Raw genomic sequence first — 20,330 nt, forward strand, 5'->3', positions numbered from 1 at the left:
GGGTCCAAGGCTGGCGGGCGGCAGCTGTCAGTCGCTGTCGGAAGAATCAGGATCGGTGGATATGTGGCACTTGGCATCCGGAGCGCTGACAGGGCGACATGAACGCACCCGGCCAGCAAGGGAAATGATAACGCTCCGGGTATCGGTAAGAGCGGCCGCTCCGGTGAGGTCGGACGGGGCGATGGTGATGGTCAAACCACCAAATCCACCACCTATGGTCTTCGGATAGCCCGAAGCATCGAACATGATGTACGGTGGACTCGCGTTGCCAGTGCCATTGGCATTGGCTGTGAGATAGCTGGCCAGCGGCGCCTGCGTAAAGATGATCTTTTTGTCATCTACAGTGAATTTCTGATCTCGATTTTCATCGATGAACGCTATCCATCCATTCGTCCACTTGGTCCCGTCTGCAGGAACCAGCATTGCAGCCATTCCCGTCTTCATCGCCTCGCTGCGGACGGTCGCAATGGCTGAAATCAGGCGATTGGTGGTCGACGTCAACTCGGCATTGCGCTGGAACGCCATGAAGCCGGGCACAGCGATGACAAGCAAGATCGCCGCGACGGCGAGGGTCACCATGAGCTCGATCAAGGTGAAGCCTCCCTCGATCTCATGGCTGCGTTTCGAGATCATGGCCAGCAAACCCTCGGAGGAGAGGAAGTCGTGGTGCCGGCTGTTCCGCTGCAGTTCTTGGCACCTGAGCTCGTGGCCCACAGCGAGCCAGCTTCGGCATCCGTGAAAGTCGGTGTGGCCGTGACCCTTACGCATTCGGATATTGCTGGGCTGGCAGAGGCAGAGCATCTTGTGGCGGACAGTTGGTAAGGCGGGTTGGTTTCACTGTCTCCTGAAAAAGTCTTGAATGGAACGGTGGCGGGGACGGTTACACCAGCGACGTTTGAAAATTCCAGATAGGTGTTGTACTGGGTCATGTAGCGTTCCTGCTGCTGCAGCAAGTCCAGAATCGCCGTTCGGGCTTGCGCTCGTTTACCCTTGAGCACAGCCCAGGTGTAGGACGGGTACGCAATCGCTGCCAGGACGGCAACGACTGCCACCACGATCATCAGTTCGACGAGCGTGAAGCCCTTTTCTTGCATCCGTTTCGTCATCACTTGTTCTTCAAGTCCTGGTAGTTGTGAATCTGCCGCCAGCTCAGGCGCCCGGCAATCTGTACGGTCGTGACGGTTGCACTGGTGGCCAGGCCGGTGCTCCCTTGGCTCAAGGTCTGTGTCTTGATGGTGCGAGTACGCCGGCCCGTGCTGTCAGTGATCGTGGATTCCGTGGCCGATTCGACATCCATGGCCATGCTTGCGCCCAGAAGACCGACCGTCGAGGTGGACGAGGTGCCGTCGCCCGTATTCACATCCAATCGGTATTCGCGGCCACTTCCCACGGCGCTGCAGCTGCTCGCGTTGGTGCCCTGATTGGGGATGAGGCTGCTGAAAACCAGCGTGTCGCCTCGCAGCAGTGATGCGAATGCCTGGCGCTCTCCAGTTGCCGGAAAATCGAAGTACCAGCCTGACCGCTGCGTGGCATCGGTATCGCTGGTGGGGCGGCCCCACACGAAAGCCGAGACATCGATTCGACCCGTCTTGCTGTCGAACACTCCAGCTTGCAGCCGGCCGCGCCCCGTGATCGCGCTAATGGCGGCGGTACCGGTGCTGTCCACCGTCTTGGTGCCGTCGTCATGCACCACATAGAACGAATTGACTGCCGTCGAGGAGTGATCTGTGCCCTCGAGAAACTTTCCGGTGCCGAAAGCGACGTAGATTGATTCCCGGCCTTCGCCGCGGATCAGGAAGGGAGTAGCGCTGATCGGCTGCACATTGCCCAGACCATCCTTGGCGATATAGAGAGGGAAGGGATTTCCGCTGGTGTCGGCGAAAGCTGAAAGGTTGCTGATGTTCCAGCCGGTCGAACCCTGATCTCTGAAATCCAGCTTCCAAAGATTGCCATGCATGTCGCCCATGAACACCTTGTTGACTTCCTGTTGTGCGCCCAGCGTCACCTTAAAGTTCAAGAGACCCGTTGCCTTGCTGGCGCTTAAGCTGACGTCGACAGGCAAAGAAATCTTGTAGTAGTTGGTGTCGAGCATCCAGGCCGCGCCTGGGGCCTTGGCCAAGTCGAGCAGGTAAAGCGCAGGTTTGCCAGTCGTGCTGAAGTTGCCGGCGTTGTCGCGCACATAGTTGTTCACGCCACTGGCCACGACTGCAAACCATTTGTAGGTGGGAGTGGTGGCATCCGGCGCGCTGGTGCGGAACTTCAGAATCTCCGGACGACCAACCACATAACCCAGATCGATGTCGTCGGCAGATGTGAACTCCCACATGACTTTCGATGCGGAAAACTGGGTCGGATCGGTGACGTCGAGCGCGAAAACACCTCGACCTCCGGCGCCGGTACCACTGACGAGCACTGTCTTCCAGTCGGCTTTCGTACCGGCGCTGCCGACTTGAGCTTCAGCAACGACCGGGGTGGCATCCACATAAGCTTGGTGGTTGTCGAGGTACTTTTTGCTGGTAAGGGCCGAGAGCTTTGGACCCAGCCAACTCGGGATGTAGCCGAACAGTTCGTCGCCATTGCTCGCATCGAAGGCATGAAGCATGCCGTCGTTGGCACCAACAAACACGGCAGCCTTGCGGTCCTTGTTGTCCTTGAAAAAATCCGGATAGGTGGTCGATTGGATCGTGCCGCTGGGCGCGCCGGAATAAACAACCCCTGAATTCACGATGTCTCCAAGACGCTGGCCGTCGCGATCGCGAAACAGGCTGACTTCCTTGGAATGATCTCCGCGAATAAAAGCGAGGCGCTCCTTTGCGTGGCCGTCGGACACGGATGGAGTCACCGAGTAAGGGTCTTTGTCCAGGCTCTGCTTCAGATCGTCGCTGATCGAATTCCAAGTGAAGTTCGATGCGGTCTGACTGCTGGTGGCGCCGCTGTTTCCTATGACGATCTTGCGTGCGTCGATGCTCGCCAGCGCCTTGAGTCTGTTCGAGGCCCGCCATACAGGCGTCTTGGATACCTGCACCACCTTGTCGGTATTCGTCGATACGGCATACGCGGCAAGATCCCCGCTCCAATCCTGGGAACTGAATTCCGCCTGATAGATGATGTTGCCTGCGTCAGTCAGGGTGCTGGATTGGGCTGCGGCGCCAGCGATGCTGCGAATCCTCTCCCCGGCCTTCTTGAAAATTTTGTCGAAGGCAGTCAGTACTGAGCGCGCATCGCTTTGTCGTGCATAGGCAGATGCTTCACCGCGACGCTCGGGGTCTTGCCAGACGTTGTTGTTCGGATTCTCCTTCGTATCGACGAATGGGTTGCCCCATGTGTTGTAAGGCTGAATTTCTTCTCCGTTCGAAGAGAGCATGGACTCGAAGCCACCGTACTTCGCAGCCAGGAAGAATTGGTTCCTATAGCGACGAGTAGCGTCGTCATTCTGTTTGCCGTATGCATTCACATCGAAGAAGAAGCTCTTGACGCGCAACCCGGGACGTTGCTTGTCCTTTTGGTCGGTCCATTCTTTTCCTCGAATGTCATTCGTGTGGGCCCAATAGGCGGTACCGACGATATCGAACTGGTTGCCGAAGGCATAGGGGTTCGGAGGGTTCGGATTGCCCGTTTTCCGATCCTCACCCTGTCCATCGATGTATGGAACCACAAGACCAGCCTCGAAAGCCGCGGCAGTGTCGCGCCACGCTTTGAAATTGGGATGATTCTTTGCAGGATCGACGCTCGGAAAACGCGCATAGTTCGAGCTGTCGTGGGTTTCGATGTCCCCTATAGCAACGATGTTGCTTTTGACACAAGAATAGTTGCCTGTGGCGGACCCGTCGGCAAAGGGGTCAAGGCCGGTCCAGTTTTTGAAGATGGGAAAGCCGTCGTACATCTCCGGCGTCAGGCCCTTTACAGCGTCGTCGCTGGGTGGCAACCCCTGCAAGTATCGCAATGTCTCGTAGTAGAGCTCTCCCACCGGATCCCAGGACTTGTATCGTCCTGGGATTCCCGTGCGGCCGAACTTGTTCAGGTAATTGATCACGCCACTGATGGCGGGTGTTTGCGTGGTATCGCCATCCGGGTTGGCCTTGAATATGCCCGTTTGAGGATCCCATTCGGCTCCAGGATTCCCGTTGGCAGGCGTATTCTCTTGGCCATTGGCGCCGTAGGTCTTGCTGCCGACCCATTTCATGGGGGCGCGCAGCACGCCTCCGTAACGACCAGGCTCACCCTGTGCATTCCGCCCGTAACTCTGAGTCTGGTCCAGTGCATATCCGAACGCTGCCAGCCGGAATGAGTTGCTGTATCTTTGTATCGCGCCGGTGGGCTTGTGCTGGTTGTTCGGATATCGGGTGCAGAAGCCATGGTCAAGTCCGTAGTCGCGAACATCCAGCAGCTCGCCTGAGGCATCCTGGTCGCAGACTTTCACGCGGGAGTAAAAAAAGCCGTCGCTGTTGAGCGGTGCGGGTGACCAAGAACCTGAATAGTTGCGCGCATAGCACTTCTTGGCACCACCAGTGGCGGGATTGCCAAGCGCCTCGGTGCTGCACGAGATCGCACCTGTAATCGGGGCAACGATCCATCCCGCGTCTGCGCCATACCAGATCTCCTTGGTTCCGATGACCGTACATGTGCCGCCTTCGGATGCACATTCCACAGCTTCAGTGGGCAATGGCTGGGTTACGGTGGTGACAGGGCCAATTGTGGACATTGTGGGCTTCCACTGGCCTGAGTAGTTGCGTGTGTAGCATGACTTCTCCACTCCGAATATTGGATCGCCAAACACGCGATTGGCACTGCAGGTGATTCCCCCGGATGCGGGTGCCACGGCCCAGTGCGTGCCTGCGCCATACCAAACCTCCTTGATCCCGCTGAACGCGCATGTTCCTCCGTCGGTTGCGCACACGGACGAAGCATCGGCGGGCAAGTTTTGGGTCATGCTGACGATGGGGCCTACTGTCGATTGAACGCCGGACGCGAGTCTATAGGCGCCGCTAATGCCGCAAGTGCCGGATCGCCTTGTTCCGAAGAAGATCTGATTGAGTTCGTTGGCTACCCAGATGTCATTGGTTCCGGCGTCTGTACGCATCCTCAGAGGAACGGCTCCCCAATAGTTGCCAGCACCACCACCATCGCGTTGCAGTTGTTTGGCTGGAAAGCTGATGCTGTTCCACAGGCACGGCGCGCTGGGAAGCACCGCGCGCTGAAGAATGGTCAAGTCTTCGCGGTCAATGTAGCGATCGCCTCCCGACAACGAAAGGCGAAGCATGTCGATGGCAGAACTGCTGGCCCAATTGAGGAAGTTGCCGCTGAATGCATCGGCGCACGTCCGGTTGGTCGCAGGGCCGGTGCGGTCGAAGCGCTTGTAGTCTGCCTTCGACTGGCCGGTCGACGGTGTCTCGGCTGGGTTGTCGTTGTAGGCATAGCAGGATTCGGCATCGTAGTAGCCGATGTATTCCTTGCCATTCTCGTAAGAGTCATCGATTGGGTTGGTCGGCCCCTTGAAATATTGCGCACCCACGGTCGGCCACTCGACCGAAAGGGCCAAGGCCATGGTCGGCTTCTCTCTCGCGCCGGTCGCGTACAAAGGATCGTCCGCGAGCGCTACGGGCGGGATTGAAGGCGGAGCCGTCTGGCTATGCACGACGAGCGAAATTGCAATGGCAACAGAGGGGAACGCCAGGCATGCGAGCAGGCGTTGGCGCGTGGCCAAAAAGTTCTGAAACCAGCGTCCGAAATTGCAGAGGTAGTCGAACATAAGGATGAGCGTCGCCACGCTAGTTTCTATAAATGATTTGAGTCACTGCCTGGATGTCTTTGCGCGGTCCGAATCCCATGGCAGTCACTCGAAAGACATATTTGTTGGTCGAGGAAAGATCCCGTTCGCCGGGGTCGGGAATGGGCTCGATTACATAGCGAGGTGCTTGGAACGGCTCTATTCCATTGGGAGTTGTGGAGTCGTTGGCTGCGAAGCTCCTGCCGGTGAAGCGGCCGAACTTGGCGGTTTGTGCATCGCTGCCGGTGACTGTGAAATCCACCGTTTGCCACGCCGGCTTTCCGCTCACCGGGAGTGCGCACAATCCCAGCGAACTGATGGTGCCCGAGGTCACGTCTTTCCCGCAGCCCGTAACGAACATGTTGGTGTTCTGAAGCGAGCCAAGAACAGCGTTGCGATTGCCGGTGCCGGGTCCATGGATGTCGAATTCCGCGTCCTGCAGCGCTGCCTCCGCGGCTTGCCAGGCCACTTGCATGTCGCGGTCATTCCGTGCCCCGCGCTCTGCCAAGAGGGCGATCTGTGCGCCGCCAACGCCGAGGATCGAAACGACGATCAGGATCAGCAGCACCACGATCAGAGAAGCGCCGCTCTGGCGCCTTGGGCGTCGGGCTTGCAAAGGTGGCTTCATATTTACTGCCCCTGGTCGTTGCGCAGATGGACCGTGAAGCTCACGACTTGCCGCAGCCTGCCATCATCGGCCGGCGCCTCATACGCGCTGCCAACGTCATCAGTGGAGGCGAAGCTGGCACTGCCGAGGGGAAAAATCGGCCGCTTTTCGGATTTCTGAGTGGATGCGGCGTCGCTGCGCAGGACAAGTCCGATTCGCAGGCTCCGCACGCGCCGCCAATTGGCCCGCGTGGCTGCGATATCGCCCGCGACCGACAACTGGCCGGCACGGAGGTAGCTGTCGGGAACGGTGTCTGGCTTCGAAGCGGCGTCAGTGGGGTCAATGGCCGTATTGGCCTTGACCCCATCGACGCCGTATAGCACCTGAAAATTTTCGACGCCGCGGATCAGCGTCACCGCTGACTTGAAAGGAGGTGAACCCGTCGCGGATCGATAGCATTTCAGCGTCGGTTCGCCATCGTTGGACTTGTCGACGAAGAACACGCTGGTTCGCGCGTCGTCTCGGTTGCTCGCTGGCGTGTCTGCCGGATACCCACTGCAATCGATCATCCCCGCATCTGCCGTCCCCGAGCCAGGAAAGGTTTCGGTGGGTTGGAAACGCAGAACGAGAACATCGCCCCAGGAACCCGGAGGTCGTGTTTTGCCGTTGTCCAACGAATCCTTGTCTGCCAGGGCATTGTCGAAGCCGAATACGTAGGGCAGCGGGTTGGCAGTTAGTCCGGCAGTGCCACTGCGCTTCGTTGCGGAATTGGACACATCTCGATAGCCGGCCTGAACTGCCAGGCGCTGAATGAGGCTGGTGGCGAAGCGCGCGTTGTCACGCAATTGCGAAGCCGAATCGACAGTTGTGAAGCCTCGGCGCGCTGCGAGCAATGCAGAAGTCGCCGCCAGGACGATCAGCAAGCCCACCATCATGGCAACGAGCAACTCGACGAGCGTCATGCCACCCAAACGACGATGCCCTTGAAGGGAGCCCAGACGAGATGCGTGTTTCATAGCGTAGTGCTACCCGCGGTCACGGGCACGATGACGCCTGGCCGGTTTTCAGAGCCGGTTGCGGTCGCGCGAATGCTCCGGTTTTGTTGTCCGGCTTTCGTCGAGAGATGGCTCCAGCCGATCTTGATGACGAGAAGGTCATTCGTTGCACTTGCCGCGCAATCCCACCGCGGCAATCCCTCGTCGGTGTACGGTTCCGTGTCTGAGCAGACCTTGACCCGTGCGCCCGGAAGGTTTTCGTCAACACGGGCCAGCCAATCTGTCATTTCAGCGTTGGCAACCAGTGTTGCGCTGGCGCATGATGAGCCGACTGACAAGCAGTCGGAAACCGTGGCCGGGGCGAGCGGGGAAGAGAAATCGCCGATGTAGGGATTGGCGGTGTCCAGCATCGCGACGTTCTTGTTGCCGCGCATCATTTCGGCCAGTTCGCGTGCCAGATCAACGGCGACTGACTGCAGTCGGGCTTCGCGGTTGTTCTGCAAGGCCATCGCCTGCAAGCCCACCATGCCCAGCAAGCCAAATGAAAGCACCAGCAGTGCGACGAGCACCTCGATCAGAGAAAAGCCCGATGCTCGCCTGCGCCGTTGAATACTCGACTGCACCACTGCCCCCAGCAAAGAGGTCGCCGGGATGGCGACTCAGCCGGCGATTCTGGGAGGCAGGGGGGAGAAAGAAGGGGCCGCTGGGCGGCCTTGCGAAGCCGTTGAGCCCGGAACTCTGACGCCATCTGACGATGACGGCGAGCTTTTGTCAGAAAGTCAAATGTCCCGCAGCAACTGCCTGAACTCGTCCACGTCCTCGAAGCTGCGATACACCGAGGCAAAGCGCACGTAAGCCACCTTGTCCATGCGCTTGAGCTCGCGCATCACCAGCTCGCCGACCTTGGTCGATTCGATCTCGCGCAATCCACTGGAAAGCAGCTTCTGCTCGATGCGCAGCAGCGCATGGTCGATCTGTTCGATGCTCACCGGCCGCTTGCGCAGCGCCAGCATCATCGAGGCGCGGACCTTCTTGGCGTCGAAGTCGGCGCGGCTGCCGTCCTTCTTGACCACCACCGGGAAGTTGACGTCCGGCCGCTCGTAGGTGGTAAAGCGCTTTTCGCAGGTGCCGCACTGACGGCGGCGCCGCACGAAGTCGGCATCCTCCGACACGCGGGTCTCGACGACCTGCGTTTCGAGATGACCGCAGAAAGGGCACTTCATGCGGACGCCATGTGCAAGATCAGCGGTAAACCGGAAAGCGGCTGGTCAGCGCATGCACCTTCGCGCGGACGGCCTCGATCGTGGCGGGGTCGCGCGGGTTGTCCAGCACGTCGGCGATCAGGTTCGCGGTGAGGCGCGCCTCCTCGTCCTTGAAGCCGCGGGTGGTCATGGCGGGCGTGCCGATGCGCACGCCGCTGGTCACCATCGGCTTCTCGGGATCGTTGGGGATGGCGTTCTTGTTGATCGTCATGTGGGCACTGCCCAGCACGCTCTCGGCCTCTTTGCCGGTGATGCCCTTGGCGCGCAGGTCGACCAGCATCACATGGCTTTCCGTGCGACCGCTGACGATGCGCAGGCCGCGCGCGCTCAGCGTCTCGGCCACGATCTGCGCGTTCTTCACGACCTGCTGCTGGTAGGCCTTGAATTCAGGCGACAACGCTTCCTTGAAGGCCACGGCCTTGGCCGCGATCACGTGCATCAGCGGACCGCCCTGCAGGCCCGGGAAGATCGCGCTGTTGATGACCTTCTCGTGCTGCGACTTCATCAGGATGATGCCGCCGCGCGGGCCGCGCAGGCTCTTATGGGTGGTGGAGGTCACCACGTCCGCGTGCGGCACGGGGTTGGGGTACACGCCGGCCGCGACCAGGCCGGCGTAGTGGGCGATGTCGACCATGAAAATGGCGCCGACGTCCTTCGCTACCTTGGCGAAACGCTCGAAGTCGATGCGCAGCGAATAGGCCGAGGCGCCTGCGATGATGAGCTTGGGCATGGCGTCGTGCGCCTTGCGCTCCATCGCGTCGTAGTCGATTTCTTCTTTTTCATCGAGGCCGTAGCTCACGACGTTGAACCACTTGCCGCTCATGTTGAGCGGCATGCCATGGGTCAGGTGGCCGCCTTCGGCCAGGCTCATGCCCATGATGGTGTCGCCGGGCTTGAGGAAGGCGAGCATCACGGCCTCGTTCGCAGACGCGCCGCAATGGGCCTGCACGTTGGCCGCGTCGGCACCGAAGAGCTGCTTGACGCGGTCGATGGCCAACTGCTCGGCGACGTCGACATGTTCGCAGCCGCCGTAGTAGCGCTTGCCGGGATAGCCCTCGGCGTACTTGTTGGTGAGCTGCGAGCCTTGCGCGGCCATGACGGCCGGGGAGGCGTAGTTTTCGCTCGCGATCAGCTCGATGTGCTGTTCCTGGCGGGCGTGCTCGGCCTGGATGGCGGCCCAGATTTCGGGATCGGTCTGTTCGACCAGGGTTTGGCGGTTGTACATGGCAGTCCTTTAAGACGGATGGTCCTTGTTCTTCAAACAAACAAGGGCTGCCCAGGCGAACGGCGGAGCGCCTGCTGTGGGCCGCAGGCGGCACGCTTCCCAGTGGTCATCCACGTCAGCGCATGGCACCTTGAGGAGGTGCTGCGCCTATCGCCAGTCGCGTGCGGTGCGAGTGTAGCCGACGGCTTCGTACACCGCCGCAAAAAAGCCTAAAGATCCGATGCCAGCGCCACGTTCTGCGGGCTCGGGCTGTTGCCCTCCGGCTTGGCTGGCGCCACCACCGGCATGGGCTGCGCGCGCATGCCCGGCGGGGTGGGGGTAGGGGAGGTGGAGGGCGCGCGGCCGGCGATCACCAGTTGCAGCCGCGCATGCTCGGCCATCACCTTGCTCGCATAGCCGCCGTCGTCCGGCAGGTTGGCGGCGCCCACGTAGTACTTGAGGCCGCCTTCGAGCGAACCCGCCCGGGCAATGCATTCCTGCAGGACCTTCACGCCGACACGCATGTTGGTCACTGGGTCGAAGGCGGTCAGGGTGCCGCCGGCGCTTTCATATTTCTCGCCGTGCACCCGGGTCATCACCTGCATCAGGCCCTGGGCACCGACATGGCTCTGGGCGAAGGGATTGAAGCTGGACTCGACAGCCATGATCGCCAGGATCAACGTGGGATCGAGCTTGGTCCGCTTGCCGATTTCGAAGGCCTCGGACACCAGCACGCTCAACGGCTCGACCGCCACGCGGTACTTCTTGCTCAGCCAATAAGCAACCGCGGCCTGCGGCTTCGGCAACTCGTGCGGGTTGGCCGCTGTTGTGCGGTCGATGGCCGTGGGCTCCAGGTCGGAGACCTCGGGCGGCGGCTTGCGGGACTGTAGCCAGCCCATCAGCTGCTCTTCGCCCGACTGGCGCAGATCCGGGCGTGCGGCCAGGGCCAGCACGCCGAACACGATGGCCAAGCCGAGCAGGGCAAAGCCGTTGTGGGTCACTTCGAAAAAGCCTTCGGCCACGTCGGACATGAAAGTCCGCAGCCCGCGGGCTGTGGCACCAAACGCCTGTTTCATCGCTCTTCCTCCTTCTGTGCGGCACCTAGGTCGCAAAGCCGGAAGGCAATGGTCGAAGGCGGCAGCGCTTGTGGATTGGTACGAGTCAGGTGCCGCGCAAGAGGGTTGAATCGCGGCTGCCTGATTAAGCCGAAAGTACTCGGCAGCGGGTGTAGGACAAAACCGGCCGGCAAATGGGCGGCACGGGGTAGCGCGGATTCTAGGAGGCGCTTAATACCCGGTCAAGAATAACGAAGCGAGATCTTATGCTATAGGGGCCTTAGACAGAGCCCGCGAAATCGCCCACCATCCATCCATTGAAAAGCCTATTTGCATTCTCATGAGAGTGGGCCTACCCTTTGTTGGCCTGAATCTTCAGGCGTCAAACCGAGGTCCGGTAGCCGAGAGAGAAAACCCTCGAACGGCTCAGTGGCCGAGGCCCCACGGTGGCAATCTCTTGCCGCCAGCATGACCGGAACAATCCAACTTCCGGTCGAGCGAAAAGATGGCATGGGCGTGGCGCCCGCCATCGAGCCCGGAGGCCAGACGTCATGTCAGGCGTCCGGGCTTTCTTGCTTCTGGGAAGCTCCATCGGTTTGGGGCACACTCGCCGTCCGATGAATGCTGCTTCGCTGAAACAAAACAAGTGGGTGAGGCGAGCGGTCCTGGCCCTGCTGGTCCTGCTCGTATTCTGGCTGGTCGCCTGGCTGGCCGTGCCGCCGATCGCCAAGAGCCAGATCCAGAAGATCGCCAGCGAGAAGCTGGGGCGCCAGGTGACGGTCGGCAAGATCGACTTCAAGCCATGGACCCTCGAGCTCGCGCTCGACGACCTGCGCATCGCGACAGCCGACGGCAGCCGCTCGCAACTCGCGGTGGGTCGCATCTATGCCGATGCCGAGCTGCAATCGATCCTGCGGCTGGCCCCGGTGATCGACGCGGTCACCATCGACGCTCCCGCGGTGCTGCTGACGCACCACGCCGATGGCAAGTACGACATCGACGACATCGTGGCCAAGCTGGCGAGCGCCCCGGAGACGCCCAAGAGCGAGCCGCCGCGCTTCGCGGTCTACAACATCGCCATCACCAACGGCTCGGTCGACTTCGACGACCAGGCGGTCAAGCGCAAGCACGAGCTGCGCAACTTGGTGCTCAAGGTGCCGCTCCTGAGCAACCTGCCTTCTCAGCGTGAAATCAAGACCGAGCCCAAGCTGGCCTTCGTGCTCAACGGCAGCGCTTTCGATTCGGCCGCCTTGAGCACGCCCTTCGCCGACGATCGCAAGACCGATGCGCAGATCAACTTCAAGGACCTGGACCTGGCGCCCTACCTGGGCTACATCCCCGGCAGCCTGCCGGTCGCCCTGCGGGCAGGCAAGCTGGACGCGGACCTGAAGATCGACTTTGCGCGGACCACCACGACCGGCCTGAAGATCACCGGGACCGTGGCGGCGCACAGCATCCAGCTGGCCGACTCGAAGGCACGCGACCTGCTTCGCTTCGACTCGCTCAAGCTGGCGCTGGCCGATGTGCGGCCGCTGGAGCGCGTGGTGCACCTGAGCGAGGTGGCGCTGGCCGCGCCGCAGCTGGTGGTCGCGCGCGATGCGGCCGGTCGGCTCAACCTGCTGCCTGCCGGGCAGGCCGCCGGCGCAACCGAGAAGGCCCCGCCGCCCGGCGCTCCGCCGAATGGCGAGGCCGACGCCAAGCCCACGGCGGCGGCGCCGGGCTGGCGTGTGCAGGTCGACAAGCTGGCGCTGTCCGGTGGCGAGATCGGATGGCGGGACCAGAGCGTCCAGCCCGCGGCGGCGGTCGACATGAAGCAGCTCCAGGTCGATGCCAGCGCCATCGTCTGGCCGATGGAGAAGCCTGCCGTCTTCAACGGCTCCACGGCCGTGGGTGGTGCTGTCCTCAAGTTCGGCGGCGAGGCGACCGACAAGGTCGCGAAGGTGCAGGCCGAGGTCGAGGCGCTGCCGCTGTCGCTGGCTGCGCCGTACCTGGCGCAGAGCCTGGAGCCCACGCTGGACGGCAAGCTGAGCGGCAAGATCGATGTCGCCTGGAATCAGCCTGAGCTCAAGTTCAAGGCAGCCCGCGTCGCCCTCGACGGGCTGGCACTGACGCAAGCCAAGACCGCGCTGGCCAGCGTGGGACGCTTCGAGCTGGTCGATGCCGAAGTCGACATGACGAAGCACACGCTGAACATCGCCTCGCTCAGCGCCAGCAACCCCAAGGTCCTGGTCGAGCGCGACAAGGAGAAGCGCTGGATGTTCGAGCGCTGGCTCAAGGCCCCGCCCGGTGGCGCCGAGACCGAAGATGCGGGTGCAAAGGTCGCCGCGCCCAAGGATCCGAAGGCCGCCGGCGCCGACGCCACGAAGCCATGGGAGCTGAGCATCGGCACCGTGGCGGTCGACAACGGCGCGCTGTCCTATTCGGACAAGGCTGACACGACGCCGGTCGCCTTCGAGATCAGCGCGCTGAAGCTCAACGCGCAGAAGATCGCGCCCAACACCGCAACCGCCTCGCCGCTGCAGGTGTCGGGGCGCATCGCCGCCGGCCGTGCGGAGCCCGGACGTTTCGATTACAAGGGCACGGTGGTCCTCAAGCCCGTGGCGGCCGAGGGCCGCCTGGAAGTGGCCTCCATCCCGGCACATGCCTTCAAGGCGTACTACGCGGACGCGCTCAATATCGACATCCGCCGCGCCTTTGCCAGCTATCGCGGCACGGTCAAGTACACCGCCGCGCCTGCCGGCATGAGCGTGAAGCTGGTCGGCGACACGTCGCTGGACGACTTCCGCGCCAACAGCGCGACGCTCACGCAGTCGCCCGGCCTCGCCAATCGAAGCAACCAGTTGCTGAGCTGGAAGACCCTGAACCTGCGCGGACTGCAGGTCAACCTGGTGCCCAAGACGCCGCTGACCGTGGACGTGCGCGAAACCGCGCTGACCGACTTTTTCGCCCGCGTGATCATCGACCCGAATGGCCGCCTCAACCTGCAGGACCTGACCAGGAAGCCTGCGGAGCCGGTGGCGGTGGGCGAGGCCAGCACCCGGCGCAGCCTTGGCGGCACCACCACGACCACGGCAACGATCCCCAAGGCACCGGCTGCGCCCGCCCGCGGTGCCCCGGCGTCCGCCGAGGCCATGGTTGGTGGCGAGCCCAGGCCACCCGCTGCCGCTGTTCCCACCGCAACGGCGAAAGCGCCGGAAGCCGAGAGCAGCGGTCCCGCGCCGGTCATCAATTTCGGGCCGATCAACGTGGTCAACGGGCGCATCGACTTCAGCGACCTGTTCGTCAAGCCCAACTACTCGGCGGACCTCAGTGAACTGACCGGCAAGCTCAGCGCCTTCTCGTCCAAGCCACAGGGCGACAAGCCCGCGCTGGCCGACCTCGAGCTCCGCGGCAAAGCCCAGCAGACGGCTTCGCTGGAGATCACCGGCAAGCTCAATCCGCTGGCCAAGCCGCTGGAGCTCGACGTCACCGCGAAGATGCGGGAGCTCGATCTGCCGCCGCTGTCGCCCTACTCGGTGCGCTACGCCGGCCACGGCATCGAGCGCGGCAAGCTCAGCATGGACGTGAACTACAAGATCACGCCGGACGGCCAGCTCACCGCCAGCAACAAGCTCGTGCTGAACCAGCTGCAGTTCGGCGAGGAGGTGCAGGGCGCCCCCAACAGCCTGCCGGTGCGGCTCGCCGTCGCCCTGCTGGCCGACCGCAACGGCGTGATCGACATCGACTTCCCGATCAGCGGGTCGCTCAACGATCCGCAGTTCAGCCTGGGTCCCCTCATCCTGAAGGCGATCGTCAACCTGATCGCCAAGGCCGCGACCGCGCCCTTCGCACTGCTGACGGGCGGCCTGGGCGGCGGAGGCGGGGATTCGAGCACCATCGCCTTCGCGCCCGGCAGCGCGGCCCTGTCCGCCGAGGCCAAGCAGAGCCTGGACAAGGTGGCCAAGGCGCTCACCGACCGGCCCGCGCTCCGCATGACGGTGGTGGGCACGGCGAGCCTCGAGCAGGAGCGGGAGGCCTATCAGCGCCAGCGTCTGCGCCAGCTCGCGCAGGCCGAGAAGCGGCGCGCGGCAGTGCGCAGCAACCAGAACGCGGCCGATGTGGCGCCTCTCACCGACGCGGAATACCCGGAGCTGCTGGCCGCGGTGTACAACCGCGCCGACCTCAAGACCAAGCCCCGCAACATGATCGGCCTGGCCAAGGACGTCCCAACCAAGGAGATGGAAGACCTGCTGATGGCCAGCATCCCGGTCGACGAAGAGGCGATACGCCAGCTCGCCGTCGAGCGCGGCGCCGCTGTGCGCGACTACCTGCTGGCCCAGAAGCTGCCCAGCGAACGCTTGTTTCTCGGCGCGGTTCGCACCAGGGCCGGCGGTGCCGACTGGAAACCCGGTGCGGAACTGAATCTGGCTACTCGCTGACCCTCCGCGCCGCAAGTCGGCCAAAATAGTGGGGTGCGCCGGCAAATGCCGGCGCCTTCGCTTTTCCTCTACAGATCAGGTTTTATTCGCGCAGTGACTTCAACATCGACCAAGCCCCACGACCTCCAGTCCCTCGACACGATGACGGGCGGCGCCTTCACTGCACCGACGTCGGGCGAGCGTGCGCAGCGCATCCGCGACTGGCTGGCGGGCAATCCGGCGCCCGAGCAGATGCAGGAGGTGTTCAAGGAGCTGAGCGGCCGCGACAAGGGTGCCGCGCGCCTCCTGCGCGAGAAGCTCGACGAGCTCAAGCGTGCCCGAGGCCAGGAGGCCATTGCCGCCGAATGGGCCCAGAAGGCGGAAGCGCTGCTGGCCCAGCCCAAGCTCAACATCGCCGATGCGCTGGCCTGGCAGCGTGATGCCGCCAAGGCCGGCGCCCCCTTGTCGCGCGAGCCGCTGGCGAGCTTCAAGGCCCGCCTCGCCGAGCGCGTGAAGGGCATCGAAGACCTGCAGCACCGTGCCCAGGTGCACCGCGAAGCGGCCGTGCTGCTGGCGCAGCGCTTCGAGGTGCTGTCGACCAAGAGCTGGCGCGACGCCCAAGCCGCCGAAGAATCCCTGCGCGCCGACGTGGCACATTGGCAGCAGCAGGCCGACGAGATCGCGGCCGACCCCAACTGGAACAGCCTGGACGCCAAGTTCGCGCCGCAGCTGGAATCGTCCAAGGCGCAGCTGCTGGTGGTGTCCGACGCGTTCCATCAGGCGCTCGCGCAGACCGTGGCCGCCGCCGAGGATGCGGCAGCGCCCCTGCCGCCGGTGCCGGTGTGGGCCGACGAGCTGCGCGTCGCGCGCGGCGGTGCACCCGAGGCGCAGCCCGCCGCGCAAAAGCCGCCGGCGCCGAAGGTCGATCCCGAGAAGCGGGCCGCCGCGCAGGCGGCCGTGGAGGCCGCGCTCGCCAAGCTCGAGCAGGAAACCGCCGAAGGCCATGGCAAGGCCAGCGCCGGCGCCGCTGCAGCGCTGCGCGCGGTGCTCAAGGAGCACGGCAAGATGGTCGACGCCGCCCTCGAAGCCCGCGTGCATGCGGCCCTGGTGGCCGCGGGTGAGCTCGAAGGCTGGCAGCGCTGGAGCGCCGACAAGGTGCGCGAGGAACTGGTGGCCAAGGCCGAGGCACTGCTCAAGCGCCCCGAGGGCCAGGCCCTGGGCGGGCGGAAGATGCAGGAGACGCTGCGCAGCCTGCGCGAGCAATGGAAGCAGGCCGACCAGGGCGGCGTGCCCAACCATGCGCTGTGGAAGCGCTTCGACGAGGCGTGCAACGAAGCCCACAAGGTCGTCGAAGCCTGGCTCGAGAAAGTGCGGGCCGATGCGGCCGGGCACCGTGCCCAGCGCCTCGCGCTGATCGAGGAAGTAAAGGCCTGGACCGAGGCGCAGGCCGGCAACACCGACCTCAAGGCCTACAACCGGGCGCTGCACCAGTTCGCCGATCGCTGGCGCGATGCGGGCCACGTGGGCGAGAAGGTGTTCGCCGAGCTCCAGCCTCAGTGGAACGCCGCATTCGGCGCCGCACGAGCCCCTTTCGAGGCCGCGCAGAAGGCCAGCATCGAGCGTCGCCAGGCCATGATCGCCGAGGCCGCCGAGCTCGGCGCCGCGCCGATGCTGCGCATCGATGCCGTCAAGGCCCTGCAGCAGCGTTGGCAGGCCGAGGCGCAGACCGTGCCCCTGGACCGCCGGCAGGAACAGAAGCTCTGGGACGCCTTCCGCGCCCCGATCGACGAGGCCTTCAACCGCAAGACCGCCGAGCGCGAGAAGGCGACGGCCGCGATGAGCGAGCACGACCGCCATGTGCTCGACGCCTCGAAGGCATTGGACGCCGCGAACGCCACGGGTGATGCCCAGAAGATCCGCGCTGCCGTGGCCCAGCTGGAAGCCGCCCTGCGCGGTGAAGCACCGCCCCCACCCAAGCCCGTGGCCGCCGACAAGCCGGCACCCACGGATGGCCCGCCCGTGGGCGCGACGGAGGTGGTAGCGCCGGGCCAGGCAGCGGCCGAGTTCGGCGAGAGCGCCGAGCAGGCGCCCGCGTCGAGCGATGCCGAGGCTTCGCCCCCGTCGACTGTCGACGAAGTCGCGGCGCCGACGCCCAACCTGGTGGCGCCGGCCGACGGCGCCGATGCGTCGGCCCGCGCCGACGCAGGCGACGCCCAGACGGACGCCGAGCCGACGCCCGTGGCACCGCCCAAGCCGGCTCCCAAGCCCGTGATCGCGGTGCGCGGCGACGACCGGCCCGGCAACAGGAAGGCCGAAGCCTTGCCTGCGGGACGCGGCGCCGGCCGCTTCGGCGGCGATCGCCGCGACGGCCGTAGCGGCCCGCCCGGCCGTGCCAACGAGCGGCCGCCGCGCCCCGGCGACCGCGGCCCGGGCGCCGGCCGCTTCGGCGACCGTCCGCAGCGCGACGAGCGTGGCCCGCGCCTCGGCGATGCGGCCTTCCGTGCTCAGCGCGATGCGCTGGAGCGCGCCGACCAGGCCTTGCGCAAGCTTGCCGCCCAGGCGCACGGCGAGGCTCTGACCCAGGTGCTGGGCGCGTGGGAGCAGCGCGATGCGACGAAGTTGCCCAGCGTGCAGGAACTCGGCCGCGTGGTCACGCCTGCCGTGCGCGGACAGTGGTCCCAGGCCCTGGCCTCCGGTCCCTCGGCGAAGCCGGAAGCAGCCGCCGAGGCCCTGCTGCGGCTGGAGATGGCGGCCGAGGTGCCCACGCCGGCCGAACAGCTCGAGGCGCGCCGCGCGCTGCAGCTGAAGCTGCTGACACGGCGCGGCGATCCCGCGCCGGCGCAGACCTGGGGCCAGGATGCCGGCACGGTACTCGCCACCGCGCATGACCCGGCTTCGGCGCGCCGCCTGCAGAACGCGCTGAAGGCGCTCCTGCGCAAGTGAGGGGGAGGGCGCCTGCGCCCGGTTGTTAGCTGGCCGACGCTTGGCGCCTGAAGAATTCGTCGAACAGCGCCACCAGGCCGGCGAATTCCGACGCCAGATTCGCGCGGTTCACGAAGTAGGCCTCGCAGGCCACGGCAAAGAACTCGCCCGGCGACGTGGCGCCGTAGGCGTCGAGCCACGGCGCCTGGCCGCCGAAGCGCTCGGCGACGATGGTCCTCTCGCGAAAGTCCTCGTAGGCCGGCTGCAGCACCGCGAACCAGGCGAGTCGCGCATCGCGCGCGGTCGACGTGCCCGCGAAACCCGCCGGCAGCGGCGGGCAGCCGTCCGCTTCGCCGCTCTTCATGTCGATCTTGTGGGCGAACTCGTGGATCACCACGTTGTAGCCCGCGTCCTGCGTGACGCTGCCCGCGAGCACGTCCTGCCAGCTCAGCATCACGGGGCCGCGGTCCATCGCCTCGCCGGCCAGGATCTCGTCGTACTCGTGGACGACGCCGGTCTCGTCGACAGTCTTGCGCCGCGCCACCGCCTCCGAAGGGTGGATCACGATGCCGACGAAATCGTCGTACCAGCGCAGGCCGCCCGGCAGGTGCAACACCGGCAGCACGGCCTGCGCCGCCACGGCGAGTGCGACCTCGTCGGTGATCGCGAAACCATGGGCGCCATGAAATTCCTTGTCGCGCAGGAACTCCGCCGCCAGACGGCGCAGGCGCTCCACATCGCGTCCGTCGCGGTCGGCAAGAAAGGGGTAGCGCAGCAGCGTAGCGTGCCACGCCGCATCGGGGATCGGAGGCGGGGCGCGCAGCCTGCGCAGCCAATCGAACATCAGCGCAGGTCGACGCGCTGCGCGCCCGCGCTCGACAGGCACAGCAGCTGCGCGCGGGCCGGATGCGCCTTCAGGTCCCAGTCGCTCAGCACGATGCGCTCGAGGCCATCGCCGAGCGAGTGGGTCGCCGGCCGGTGCGTGTGGCCGTGGATCAGCGTCGTCGCGCCAGCTTGCCGCAGCCAGGCGCGCGCGGCGTCGGCATCGACATCGGCCCAGACCATGCCGGGGCTGCGCTTGCGGTCCTCGCTCTGCGCGCGCATCGAACGGGCGAGGGCGCGGCGCTGCGCCAGCGGACGCGCGAGGAATGCCTCCTGCCAACCGGGGCTACGCACCTCGGCGCGAAAGCGCAGGTACTCGGTGTCCTCGAGGCAGAGAAGATCGCCGTGGCTCAGCAGCCAGCGCCTGTCATGCAGGGCCAGCACCGTCGGGTCGTCGAGCAGCTGCATGCCGCATTGCGCGGCAAAGGCGGGGCCGACCAGGAAGTCGCGGTTGCCGTGCATGAAGAACAGCGGCCGGCGCGCGCCGGCCTCGCGCAGCAGCTCCGCGCATTGCGCCTCGAAGCCGGGTTCGGCAGCCGCGTCGTCGCCGACCCAGACCTCGAACAGATCCCCGAGGATGAAGATCGCGTCCGCCGGCGTGGTCTGCAGATAGCCGCGCCATACCTCGATGGTCGCCGGGTCCGAGGACTGCAGGTGGAGGTCGGAAATCAGATCGACCGTGCGCCACGCCGCGGGAGCCACGAGCTCGGCGAAGGCCGTCATCTTCAGCCTTTGACGACAGCCTTCTCGATGACCACGTCTTCCAGCGGCACGTCGTCGTGGAAGCCCTTGCGGCCCGTCTTCACGGCCTTGATCTTGTCGACCACTTCCTTGCCGCCGACCACCTTGCCGAACACTGCATAACCCCAGCCCTGCGCCGAGGGCGCGGTGTGGTTGAGGAAGCCGTTGTCGGCCACGTTGATGAAGAACTGGGCCGTGGCCGAGTGCGGCGCGCTGGTGCGGGCCATGGCCACCGTGTAGTTGTCGTTCTTCAGGCCGTTGCTGGCCTCGTTCTGGATCTCGGCGCCCGTCGGCTTTTGCGACATGCCCGGCTCGAAGCCGCCGCCTTGCACCATGAAGCCCGGGATGACGCGGTGGAACACCGTGTTGTCGTAGTGGCCCTTGGTCACGTAGGCGAGGAAGTTCTCGACCGTCTTGGGCGCCTTGTCCTGGTCCAGTTCGAGCGTGATGACGCCTTGGTCCTTGATGTGCAGTTCGACTTGGGGGTTGCTCATGAGG

The 20,330-nt window shown here is 64.5% G+C and carries 14 protein-coding genes and 1 riboswitch; of the genes, 2 read left to right on the plus strand and 12 right to left on the minus strand.

All coding sequences use genetic code 11. The features are described 5' to 3' along the window. Nucleotides 1-27 precede the first annotated feature (27 nt). The 9 genes from ACMGEZ_RS05340 to ACMGEZ_RS05380 form a co-directional block, all read right to left on the minus strand. Nucleotides 28-633: a GspH/FimT family pseudopilin gene (locus ACMGEZ_RS05340; RefSeq protein WP_436821206.1), complete on the minus strand. Its 606-nt coding sequence runs from the start codon at nucleotides 631-633 to the stop codon at nucleotides 28-30. After that, a complete protein-coding gene (locus ACMGEZ_RS05345) occupies nucleotides 630-1,106 on the minus strand; it encodes a type IV pilin protein (protein ID WP_436821207.1) in 477 nt (158 codons plus the stop codon). Before ACMGEZ_RS05345 ends, ACMGEZ_RS05340 begins: the two co-directional genes overlap by 4 nt. Next, nucleotides 1,106-5,767 (minus strand): pilus assembly protein, encoded by a 4,662-nt coding sequence (locus ACMGEZ_RS05350; protein WP_436821208.1) that lies wholly within the window; start codon nucleotides 5,765-5,767, stop codon nucleotides 1,106-1,108. The genes ACMGEZ_RS05345 and ACMGEZ_RS05350 overlap by 1 nt, the downstream gene beginning before the upstream one ends. Nucleotide 5,768: 1 nt before the next feature. After that, nucleotides 5,769-6,395: a pilus assembly PilX family protein gene (locus ACMGEZ_RS05355; RefSeq protein WP_436821209.1), complete on the minus strand. Its 627-nt coding sequence runs from the start codon at nucleotides 6,393-6,395 to the stop codon at nucleotides 5,769-5,771. Between the two features lie 2 nt (nucleotides 6,396-6,397). Then, nucleotides 6,398-7,336: a PilW family protein gene (locus ACMGEZ_RS05360; protein ID WP_436821210.1), complete on the minus strand. Its 939-nt coding sequence runs from the start codon at nucleotides 7,334-7,336 to the stop codon at nucleotides 6,398-6,400. 50 nt (nucleotides 7,337-7,386) lie between these two features. Continuing rightward, complete coding sequence (gene pilV, locus ACMGEZ_RS05365) at nucleotides 7,387-7,995, minus strand: type IV pilus modification protein PilV (protein WP_436821211.1); 609 nt, start codon at nucleotides 7,993-7,995, stop codon at nucleotides 7,387-7,389. A gap of 153 nt (nucleotides 7,996-8,148) precedes the next feature. Beyond that, nucleotides 8,149-8,592, minus strand: a complete 444-nt coding sequence (gene nrdR / locus ACMGEZ_RS05370) for a transcriptional regulator NrdR (protein WP_106558758.1) — start codon at nucleotides 8,590-8,592, stop codon at nucleotides 8,149-8,151. Between the two features lie 19 nt (nucleotides 8,593-8,611). Then, nucleotides 8,612-9,856, minus strand: coding sequence for a serine hydroxymethyltransferase (gene glyA / locus ACMGEZ_RS05375; protein ID WP_436821212.1), 1,245 nt, complete (start codon nucleotides 9,854-9,856; stop codon nucleotides 8,612-8,614). Nucleotides 9,857-9,898: 42 nt separating this feature from the next. After that, a riboswitch (ZMP/ZTP riboswitch) is annotated at nucleotides 9,899-10,027 on the minus strand. A 38-nt stretch (nucleotides 10,028-10,065) separates the two neighbouring features. Beyond that, nucleotides 10,066-10,911, minus strand: a complete 846-nt coding sequence (locus ACMGEZ_RS05380) for a lytic transglycosylase domain-containing protein (RefSeq protein ID WP_436821213.1) — start codon at nucleotides 10,909-10,911, stop codon at nucleotides 10,066-10,068. Between the two features lie 596 nt (nucleotides 10,912-11,507). Here ACMGEZ_RS05380 and ACMGEZ_RS05385 point away from each other — a divergent pair. Beyond that, a complete protein-coding gene (locus ACMGEZ_RS05385) occupies nucleotides 11,508-15,308 on the plus strand; it encodes a DUF748 domain-containing protein (RefSeq protein WP_436821214.1) in 3,801 nt (1,266 codons plus the stop codon). Nucleotides 15,309-15,401: 93 nt separating this feature from the next. Then, nucleotides 15,402-18,230 carry a DUF349 domain-containing protein gene (locus tag ACMGEZ_RS05390; protein ID WP_436821215.1) on the plus strand — a complete coding sequence of 943 codons (2,829 nt, stop codon included), beginning with the start codon at nucleotides 15,402-15,404 and terminating at the stop codon, nucleotides 18,228-18,230. A gap of 25 nt (nucleotides 18,231-18,255) precedes the next feature. Here ACMGEZ_RS05390 and ACMGEZ_RS05395 read toward each other — a convergent pair whose 3' ends face one another. From ACMGEZ_RS05395 to ACMGEZ_RS05405, 3 genes are read right to left on the minus strand one after another with little or no spacing between them, the layout of a single operon-like run. Continuing rightward, nucleotides 18,256-19,053, minus strand: coding sequence for a M90 family metallopeptidase (locus ACMGEZ_RS05395; protein ID WP_436821216.1), 798 nt, complete (start codon nucleotides 19,051-19,053; stop codon nucleotides 18,256-18,258). Then, entirely contained in the window at nucleotides 19,053-19,814 is a 762-nt protein-coding gene (locus tag ACMGEZ_RS05400; protein ID WP_436821217.1) for a UDP-2,3-diacylglucosamine diphosphatase, read from the minus strand. The genes ACMGEZ_RS05395 and ACMGEZ_RS05400 overlap by 1 nt, the downstream gene beginning before the upstream one ends. A 2-nt stretch (nucleotides 19,815-19,816) precedes the next feature. Further along, entirely contained in the window at nucleotides 19,817-20,326 is a 510-nt protein-coding gene (locus tag ACMGEZ_RS05405; RefSeq protein WP_436821218.1) for a peptidylprolyl isomerase, read from the minus strand. Nucleotides 20,327-20,330: the final 4 nt, after the last annotated feature.

Origin of the sequence: Variovorax stachyos (assembly GCF_051400855.1) — a bacterium.
Lineage (GTDB): Bacteria > Pseudomonadota > Gammaproteobacteria > Burkholderiales > Burkholderiaceae_C > Variovorax.

Excerpts from the sequence above, each read along its gene's own strand:
- ACMGEZ_RS05340 (WP_436821206.1), bottom strand. The coding sequence starts at position 633 with ATGATCTCGAAACGCAGCCATGAGATCGAGGGAGGCTTCACCTTGATC.
- ACMGEZ_RS05400 (WP_436821217.1), bottom strand. The coding sequence starts at position 19,814 with ATGACGGCCTTCGCCGAGCTCGTGGCTCCCGCGGCGTGGCGCACGGTC.
- ACMGEZ_RS05385 (WP_436821214.1), top strand. The coding sequence starts at position 11,508 with ATGAATGCTGCTTCGCTGAAACAAAACAAGTGGGTGAGGCGAGCGGTC.
- ACMGEZ_RS05360 (WP_436821210.1), bottom strand. The coding sequence starts at position 7,336 with ATGACGCTCGTCGAGTTGCTCGTTGCCATGATGGTGGGCTTGCTGATC.
- ACMGEZ_RS05395 (WP_436821216.1), bottom strand. The coding sequence starts at position 19,053 with ATGTTCGATTGGCTGCGCAGGCTGCGCGCCCCGCCTCCGATCCCCGAT.
- ACMGEZ_RS05345 (WP_436821207.1), bottom strand. The coding sequence starts at position 1,106 with ATGACGAAACGGATGCAAGAAAAGGGCTTCACGCTCGTCGAACTGATG.
- ACMGEZ_RS05355 (WP_436821209.1), bottom strand. The coding sequence starts at position 6,395 with ATGAAGCCACCTTTGCAAGCCCGACGCCCAAGGCGCCAGAGCGGCGCT.
- ACMGEZ_RS05405 (WP_436821218.1), bottom strand. The coding sequence starts at position 20,326 with ATGAGCAACCCCCAAGTCGAACTGCACATCAAGGACCAAGGCGTCATC.
- ACMGEZ_RS05380 (WP_436821213.1), bottom strand. The coding sequence starts at position 10,911 with ATGAAACAGGCGTTTGGTGCCACAGCCCGCGGGCTGCGGACTTTCATG.
- nrdR (WP_106558758.1), bottom strand. The coding sequence starts at position 8,592 with ATGAAGTGCCCTTTCTGCGGTCATCTCGAAACGCAGGTCGTCGAGACC.
- glyA (WP_436821212.1), bottom strand. The coding sequence starts at position 9,856 with ATGTACAACCGCCAAACCCTGGTCGAACAGACCGATCCCGAAATCTGG.